At 28.0% G+C, this 9,115-nt stretch carries 8 protein-coding genes and 1 other annotated feature; of the genes, 6 read left to right on the plus strand and 2 right to left on the minus strand.

What is annotated here, in order from left to right:
• Positions 1-318 precede the first annotated feature (318 nt).
• The gene (locus ACREVX_RS16950) at positions 319-1,764 is read right to left on the minus strand and encodes a DEAD/DEAH box helicase (protein WP_431545398.1); all 1,446 of its coding nucleotides are present in this window, start codon (positions 1,762-1,764) and stop codon (positions 319-321) included.
• 414 nt (positions 1,765-2,178) lie between these two features.
• Between ACREVX_RS16950 and ACREVX_RS16955 the strand changes: the two genes are divergently transcribed.
• The 5 genes from ACREVX_RS16955 (at position 2,179) to ACREVX_RS16975 (ending at position 7,437) form a co-directional block, all read left to right on the plus strand.
• On the plus strand, positions 2,179-2,640 hold the full coding sequence (locus ACREVX_RS16955) for a DUF4342 domain-containing protein (RefSeq protein ID WP_431545399.1): 462 nt from the start codon (positions 2,179-2,181) through the stop codon (positions 2,638-2,640).
• Positions 2,641-2,856: 216 nt separating this feature from the next.
• Positions 2,857-3,540, plus strand: coding sequence for a response regulator transcription factor (locus ACREVX_RS16960; protein WP_431545400.1), 684 nt, complete (start codon positions 2,857-2,859; stop codon positions 3,538-3,540).
• Entirely contained in the window at positions 3,533-5,011 is a 1,479-nt protein-coding gene (locus tag ACREVX_RS16965; protein WP_431545401.1) for a HAMP domain-containing sensor histidine kinase, read from the plus strand. Before ACREVX_RS16960 ends, ACREVX_RS16965 begins: the two co-directional genes overlap by 8 nt.
• A gap of 373 nt (positions 5,012-5,384) precedes the next feature.
• Positions 5,385-6,347: a UV DNA damage repair endonuclease UvsE gene (gene uvsE / locus ACREVX_RS16970; protein ID WP_431545402.1), complete on the plus strand. Its 963-nt coding sequence runs from the start codon at positions 5,385-5,387 to the stop codon at positions 6,345-6,347.
• A 196-nt stretch (positions 6,348-6,543) separates the two neighbouring features.
• Positions 6,544-6,792 (plus strand) — a binding site (T-box leader).
• 132 nt (positions 6,793-6,924) lie between these two features.
• A complete protein-coding gene (locus tag ACREVX_RS16975) occupies positions 6,925-7,437 on the plus strand; it encodes a tryptophan transporter (RefSeq protein WP_431545403.1) in 513 nt (170 codons plus the stop codon).
• 128 nt (positions 7,438-7,565) lie between these two features.
• On the opposite strand, the gene ACREVX_RS16980 is transcribed toward ACREVX_RS16975, so the two are convergent.
• Entirely contained in the window at positions 7,566-7,709 is a 144-nt protein-coding gene (locus ACREVX_RS16980; RefSeq protein WP_431545404.1) for a hypothetical protein, read from the minus strand.
• A gap of 497 nt (positions 7,710-8,206) precedes the next feature.
• Here ACREVX_RS16980 and ACREVX_RS16985 point away from each other — a divergent pair, with 497 nt between their 5' ends.
• Entirely contained in the window at positions 8,207-8,824 is a 618-nt protein-coding gene (locus ACREVX_RS16985; RefSeq protein WP_431545405.1) for a cell wall hydrolase, read from the plus strand.
• Positions 8,825-9,115 lie beyond the last annotated feature (291 nt).

Genomic DNA, 9,115 nt, shown 5'->3' on the forward strand with positions numbered 1-9,115 from the left:
AATATTTTTATTATATATTGTAATTGCGAATAAAATACCGACTAGTACTTGTTTTATAAATCCACCATTAATCAAATCTTTCTCACAACTTTTATATTTTAACACATATTCAAGAATATTTAAATTATATTTATACACAATTTTATAACTCTATAGTTATTCTGTCAAATTAAGTGGTATATTATAACTAAAAACATAATATTAATATATTTAATTTTCTATTTTAAATATGAAAATGAGGCAAATAATCAAATTATCCACCTCACTTATCATTTTATAAAGTCAATCTTAATATTAAGTATATACTTTAACGACTTACTATTTGTTTGCTTTTTCTACTCTAATAGTTTTACCTTTTATTGTCCCATTTTTAAGGGCTTCTAATACTACCTTGCCCTTTCCATTCATAATATCTACATGTGAAAACTTATCTTGAATATCTATAATTCCTATATCATCACCGATAACGCCCTCAATATTGCAAATAGTTCCTACAATATCCACAGTCCTTATTTTTTTCTTTTTACCTGCACTGATATATATCTTCATTATGTCATTACTAAAATTAGATGCCTTAGTTTTTTTAATTTCAGGCTTAGCATCATGCTTTTTATAAAAAGCCTCCCTGAATGGCTCAGACTCTTCCTTTGTTGGGATTGTCCCTTTAGGTATCTGAGTGCCTATATATTCCTCTATAGCTTGTAGAAATTTATTTTCATGGTGAGTTACAAAAGTTATAGCCATACCTTGTTTTCCTGCTCGTCCTGTCCTGCCTATTCTATGTACGTAATTACCTTTTTCAAGTGGCAAATCATAATTTATAATATGTGTTATATTTTCAACATCTATTCCTCTAGCAGCAACATCTGTTGCCACTAAAAATCTAAACTCGCCCTTTTTAAATCTTTCCATGGCATCCAATCTATCATTTTGAAGCATCCCCCCATGTATCTTAATACATGAATAATGACGATTTTTCATTTGAACAGTTATCGAATCCACATTTTCCTTAGTTCTACAAAATACAATACAAGAATCTGGATTTTCAATATATAAGATTCTCTTAAGCAAACTGATTTTTTTATCTTCTTCTACCTCATAACATACTTGATCAATTTTATCAACAGTTAACTTCTGTGGATTTATTTCTATTTTAACAGGCTCTACCATGTATTGCTTACAAATTGCTTCAATAGATTCAGGAATTGTAGCTGAAAATAACATAGTAACCCTGTTTTTTGGAACGGCCTTTATAACCTCTTCTACTTGTTCTATGAATCCCATACTAAGCATTTCATCTGCTTCATCTAAAATTAAATATTTTACCTTATCTAATTTAATAGAACCTCTTTCGATATGATCTAATGTTCTTCCAGGAGTACCTACTATTACATGTACTCTTTGTTTAAGTTGTTTTTTTTGCATCGCTATAGGTTGTTTACCAAAAACAGCTATCGCTCTAATTTTTTTATATCTACCAATATTTGTTATATCTTGACTAACTTGGAGTGCTAGTTCTCTTGTTGGAGTGAGTACCAATGCTTGTGGCTCTGTTTCCTCTATATTGGCACTCTCACAAAGTGGTATCGCAAATGCAGCTGTTTTTCCACTACCTGTTTGTGATTTAACTATGAGGTCTTTACCACTTAGTGCTATAGGTATTACGCGTGCTTGAACCTCTGACGGGTTTTTATACCCTAAATTATTAATTGCTTTTAATATTTCTTCACTAATATTAAATTCTTCAAATTTGATTTTACTCATTTTAACTTCCCCTCTTTGTTTCATATATAATTTTAAGTATATACTAAATAAATTTTTAATTCATAAGTTTATAGTATACCATGTTTAAACTTATAAATCCCATCATAATTTCCAATATACAATATATTACAATCAGTTTATTTGATTCTTAAAGAAATTTCAGAAAGAAAATCTCCCACTTCACAAACTCTAAGTCATTATTAGACTTCGAGTATTGTTATACATAAAAATGTAAGATCACTTTATAATTTTTTAAATTCTAATGTAATTTTAATGTTTTGATAATAAATCTTTAATTATTCTATTTTATAATAAAAGTATAGAAATTAACTACTAAGCTAATTAATAAAAGATTTATAGTTATTGTTAATTAGCAATTTCTAACTACCATATTATAAAAAGGGAGGAATTACAATGTCAATAAATTTAGAACAAATTGATGAATTAAGAAAAAGAGCTAATGTAAACTACGAGGATGCTAAAAATGCCTTAGAGCAAAGTTCAGGGAACCTTATCGATGCTTTAGTATATCTAGAAAAAGAAAACAAAATTAAGCCAGATCAAAATCCTTGTACTGAAAGTATATTATTTAAAAAGGTGAAGAAAATTATAAAAAAGGGAAACGAAACCAAATTAATAATCAAGAAAGGAGACGTAGTTGTCTTAAATATTTGTGTAACTATGGCAATTGCAATTGCAATAATAGCTCCACCACTTGCAATTGTAGTATTAATATTTGCTTTGGTAACTAAACATAAGTTAAGAATTAAAAAACTCAATGATGAAGATTCAGATGTAAACAAAATTTTCGACAAGATGTCTGATGCTGTTACTAACGTTACAACAAAAATTACTAAAGAAATGAAAACTAATTAGAACTTTTACTATAATAACCTACATTGATAGAATGTAGGTTATTTGTTTTATAATATAAATAATTAAATTATAACAATTTAAAATATGAAGCAAATTACCTGTAATTATATATAAAATAATATATAATAATACTATTACTATTAATTTACACAACAAATGTAAATAATAATAAAACAAGATATTTTATTATTATATATTTTGGAGGTATATTTATCTATGAGTCGACAAAAAATTTTGATAATTGAAGATGAAATAAAAATAGCACGCTTTCTTGAGCTTGAACTAAAGTATGAGGGATATATCGTGCAGCAATGTCATGATGGGCGCACTGGACTAGATGTAGCTACAAATGAACTATTTGATCTCATACTTCTTGATATTATGTTGCCTTCATTAAACGGTCTTGAGGTTTTAAGAAGAATAAGGCAAGTGTCAGCGATCCCTATTATAATGCTTACTGCTAAAGATGAAGTTATGGATAAAGTTATGGGTCTTGACATCGGTGCGAATGACTATATGACTAAACCTTTTGCAATTGAAGAATTACTTGCAAGAATAAGAACAGCCTTAAAGAATGTAACAGTGTCCAAAGAAAGTTTAAACATAATATCTATTAGAGAACTGAATATAGACTTAGATCAAAGAATGGTTTCATATAAAAATAACGCAATTGAATTGACTAAAACAGAATTTGATCTACTTAATTTTCTAATGGAAAATAAAAATATTGTTCTTACAAGAAATAAAATTATAGACACCGTATGGGGATATGAGTACATGGGAGACACTAACGTTGTAGATGTATATATTAGATATTTAAGAAGTAAAATAGATGATAAATTTAACGTAAAATTTATTCATACTGTGCGAGGGGTGGGATATCTTTTAAAAGATGAATAAAATAAAATTTATCTTCAGCCTTATATTACAATGCTTTCAATTCATCATTAAATTAACAAAGCTAATACTTTGGTTTATACCAAGATTATTAAAGAACATAACTTACAGAATACATAAACGGTTAAGATTTTCAATAAGTTTTAAGATGACTGCAGTTTATACTCTCATTTTTTCATTAACATTGCTACTTCTTAGCGCTTGCTTAGTTATAGGGTTTAGGTTCTATCTATTAGGTGAGGTAAGGGGTGAGCTTAATAAATACAACGCGGTAGCTGTTAATTATGCTAATTTAAACAAAGATATTGAAGGAATAAATGTTGATATTTTTTCTAATATTAAAAATGTAACCTTCAGCGTTTTTGATGAAAAAGAAACTCTTTTATCTACAACCAAAAAATATAAAAAAGATTTATATTTAGTAAAAAATCCGCCAGTATACCCAATTTATGATAGTTTAAATCAACAATTTGTTTTTACTAACACCAAAGTAGCTCTTAATAATAAAATTATTCTTCTTCAATTTTCTAAAAATATTAATAAGGAAAATGAATATTGGGGTGTTTTTACTTTTATTATTTTCATAATAAATATATTTTCTTTAATCATTACATTAAGCATTGGTTCTAAAACAAGTAAAAAAATGCTTTTACCAATTAAAAACATGACAAAAACCACAAAAGCTATTTCAATTAACGCCTTGGAAACAAGGTTAGATGTTAGCAATTCTCATGATGAACTAAAGCAACTAGCTGAAACCTTTAATGCCATGCTTGATCGTATCCAAAATTCTTATGAAATACAAAATCAATTTGTATCAGACGCTTCTCATGAACTAAGAACTCCTATAGCCGTTATAAAAGGTTATACAAATATGTTGGATCGTTGGGGAAAAGATGACAAAGCGGTACTCGATGAATCTATAATTGCCATTAAAGGGGAATCTGAAAATATGCATCAATTAGTTGAAAAACTTCTCTTCCTTGCAAGAAGTGACAATAATTCTCAAAACATTTACAAGGAAGAGTTTTATATCAATGAATTAATAAACGAAATAATAAAAGAAACAAAACTAATTGACTCTAATCACGAAATTTCAACTAATAACAATGTAAAAATAACTATTTTTGCAGATAAAAAACTAATAAAACAATCCTTGCGAATTTTCATTGATAATAGCATAAAGTATACTCAAATTGGTGGAAATATTACAATCAACAGTTATATTAAAAAAAATAATTTAATTATTGATATTATAGATACAGGAATGGGTATACCTAAAGAAGATCTTCCTCATATTTTTAATAGATTTTATAGATGTGATAAGTCAAGAACAAAAGAAAGCGGCGGAACAGGCCTTGGACTATCTATCGCGAAATGGATTATAGGAAAACATAATGGTTCTATTACAGTAATAAGTAAACCTGAAATTGGAACTACAATAAACGTTGGACTTCCACTAAATAATAAATAAGCCCCTTATATTTATTTTTTAACCTTATTCATTGAAAACCCTCAAACACTGTAAATATTTTCTCAATTTTATGCATAATGTTTTACATACACTGTAGTTATGTGATATGATTAAATTTGGGTTTATTATTAAATCTGTTCAGGTGTTATATTTATTTAATAAGAAAGTTTTAAGAGTCTTTCAAAATATTATTTTATTTTTATAATTAATTTAATTATTGATAGTCAGCGGATATAAAACTTCACTTACTAAAGTATCTTATAATTTACAGAATGAATTTTGATATGACAAGAAACAATTAAAAAATATCAGTTAATAGAGATGTTTTAATTTATATTCAAGGATATAACCATATAATAAGAGGAGTGATATTATGCAAATAAGATTAGGGTACGTTGCTACAGCTTTAAAGTCAGTAAAAATAACTTCAGCAAGTACAGTAACTTTTTCTACATATACTAAACAATCGACGGCTAGAGATAAACTTGAAAAGCTACAAAAGGTAGCAGTATCAAACGTAAATGATCTACATAAGATTCTAGAATATACTGTAAATAACAATGTCCACTTTTACAGAATAACTTCTGCTTTAATCCCATTAGCAACTCATCCTGAAGTTACAGACTGGGAATTTAGAAGAATTTTAAAAATGGATTTTGAATGGCTTGGAAATTTCATTAACAATAATAATTTAAGGGTAGATACTCATCCTGATGAATCTAATGTAATAAACAGTTCTAAGGAAGAAGTAATAAAAACTACCACAAAGAATCTTCAATTTCATGCTAATCTTTTTAATGATATTAGTTATCCTTTAGGTAGAATGGTATTACATATTGGAGGTAAAGAAGGCGGAAAACTTGCTGCTACAGAAAGATTCTTTAAGAATTTTAATAACTTACCAAAAGAAATAACAGATTTATTAATATTTGAAAATGATGATAAAAGTTTTACTACCAAAGAAGTATTAAATATATGTAAAGAAATAAATGCACCCATGGTACTAGATGTACATCACCATAACTGTAACAACGGTGGCGATGAACTAGAGCCAATGTTAGAAGAAATATTCTCCACTTGGAAAGATCAACCACTACCACCAAAAGTACATTTTTCAAGTCCAAAAACGGGAGAAAAAGATAAAAAGCATGCTGATAACATCGATCCAGTTGCCTTCATTGAATTCATTGAAAAATGCATTCCTTTGGGCATGGACTTTGATGTACTCTTAGAAGCAAAACAAGCAGATGTAGCCTTCCATAAGCTTCTTGCTGATGTGAAGATTTTTAAACCTGAATGGACTTGGCTTGATAATAGTACTATAGAATTCTTATAATATTATTTTATAAGAAAAGACTTCAATGATTTAAATCGTTGAAGTCTTTTCTTATATAGATTTTCATGCTAAATTATTAAATAAAATATATATTTACATTTAATAATTTAAATGCTATAATTTCTATAACATTTAAAGTTTAACAGTATATTAAAGTAATGTCGTTAAAGAATTCCATATAGGATATTAAAAAATTATAAATTCGTTGAACAGGAAGAGTAGTTAAAGAGAGGCAATCTAAGAGAGCTGAGGATAGTGTAATCTCAGTATTGATAACTTTAGTGAATGGACCTGCTAGAAGTAACCCGAAATCATATTTTGAGAGTAGTAGTTACCGGATGCCCACTGTTAAAAGGGCTAGAGTATTTTTGTACTCGAATTATAAACTATGCTTATTATTTTCAGCATAGTTTAGGTGGTACAGCGAATATACTTCGCCCTAATATAGGGCGAAGTATATTTTGTATAAAAAATTAAGGTTAAGGTGGTGTTTAATTTGATCTGCTGAAAGGTACTAGATTTTAAAATAATATCAATACTAATAAAACAAAATTATAATAAAAAGGAGCTAACTATTATGAAAACAAATAAAATTATTATAACTTCTATACTTCTTGCAACAGGTCTTATTCTACGTCAGATTACACCCGGTATATTTTTCGGCATTAAACCAGATTTATTATTAGTCTTTATGATCTTATCAATAATTATAACTAAAGACCTAAAAATTACTTTTATCACAGGAATTACAGCTGGTATTTTATGTGCATTAACCACAACTTTCCCAGGTGGTCAGCTTCCTAACATTATAGACAAGATAATAACTTCAATAACTGTATATATAATATATAAAAACTTTAAACCTACTTCTTCGCTAGGACTCGCAAGTATATATTTTCTAGGAACTTTAATTAGTGGAAGTATTTTTCTAAGTTCTGCACTTTTGCTTTCTGGTTTACCAGCACCCTTTTTAATCTTATTTGTAACTATAATTCTCCCTACTTGCGTAATTAATACTTTCATAGGTTTTTTCCTCCAAAAACTTATTGTAACTAATCCAGCAATTAAAAATAGGCTTATTAATTATTAATTATTATAAATTTGTTTATTCTATGAAATAATTAAGGAACCAGCTCTATTACAGAGCTTGGTTCCTTAATTATTTCTATATTTAAAAAATCTTAGCCATTATATATTGTTATAACATAAAAAAAATAATTATTTTATTTGCTTAGGATAGTATTCTTTAAACGCGTCATCATACCCTTCTGGTTTTTTGAACTCTTGAACTTCACTTACAAATGTCTTCTTGTTTTCAGTTATCTTTTCTTTGCTTACCTTTTTATTATTATCATTATCCACATTAAAAACCTCCTTTCCTTTTTTATTCAATCGCTTATAACATGACTTAAGATATAGTATCTGCAAAATATAAATATTTATGTTTTCAAAAATGTTTTTTTTTTAAAATTTTACTAGATTAATTATATAACCAAATATTTTCAGAATAAATATTGCCCCTAGAAGTATAGGTACCCCCTCATTATCAATAGCACCATTTTTTAACATAGGTTATTTTGTCGATTTGTGTTACAATATACCCATTATGTTGCCAAAGCTTCTAAATGAAGAACGTGGAATTTCAATATAGGGTGTATTTAACCCGAATCCAAAAGCTAAACGCGTAGGCAAATAAAGGAGGAGTCGTTATTATTAAATTAAATTTAAAAACTACTTTATTAGCGTTAACCTTAACTTTAGTTAGTAGCAGTTCAGTATTTGCTGCATCATATAAAGTTAAATCAGGTGATACGTTATATAAAGTCAGCAAGACTTATAACACTACTACAAATTTTATAATGAAAAATAATGGACTATCAAACGACGTCATACATTCAGGACAAGTATTAGATGTTCCAACAAATACTTACAACGTAGTTGATAGAGATACACTATTTTTCATAGCAAAGAAATATAGTATATCTGTACAGCAGCTAAGAGTTGCAAATGATAAATGGAATAATATTATACATCCAGGAGATGTTATTAAAATCCCAACTACAACAGATAATGGACAAGCTACACCCCGTGACACTTCTACTGTTATAAAGTACTCTAACAGTGATGTAGATTTATTAGCTAGATTAATAACCGCTGAAGCATCTGGTGAGAGTTCTGATGCTATGCTCGCTGTAGGTGCTGTGGTAATCAATAGAGTTCAAAGTTCGCAGTTTCCAGGTAATATTAGCTCAGTAATAAATGAAGTAAGCGGTGGTCACTATCAGTTTACTCCTGTAAAAAATGGTATGATTAATAAAGTAGCAACTAAAACTGCAACTAATGCAGCATATCAGGCTTTAAAAGGAAATGACCCTACTAACGGAGCTTTATATTTCTTTGATAATACTGTAACAAACGAGTGGCTAACTACAAAACCAGTTGCTACTACTCTAGGTAAACTAATCTTTGCTTATTAACCAAGTATTATGATTATATGTAGCTTCAAAACAAACTTTCACAAAATGTGAGAGTTTGTTTTTTTACATCATTATCATTTTTTAACATAATTGTTATTATAAATATAATAAAAAAAGCAATTGTATGAACACAAATTAGTGTTCATACAATTGCTTTTTTTGTAGATTATTAGTCTCTCAAAATTAAACAGAAAATTAGGTACGAGTATTACAATAGAATTTTTGAAAAACAAATTAATGTTTTTCTTGTACTTTGACCGAAATCAAAGCATCTACTCCCTAGAAAGGAGG

Source organism: Clostridium sp. (genome assembly GCF_050717545.1).
Lineage (GTDB): Bacteria > Bacillota > Clostridia > Clostridiales > Clostridiaceae > Clostridium_AD.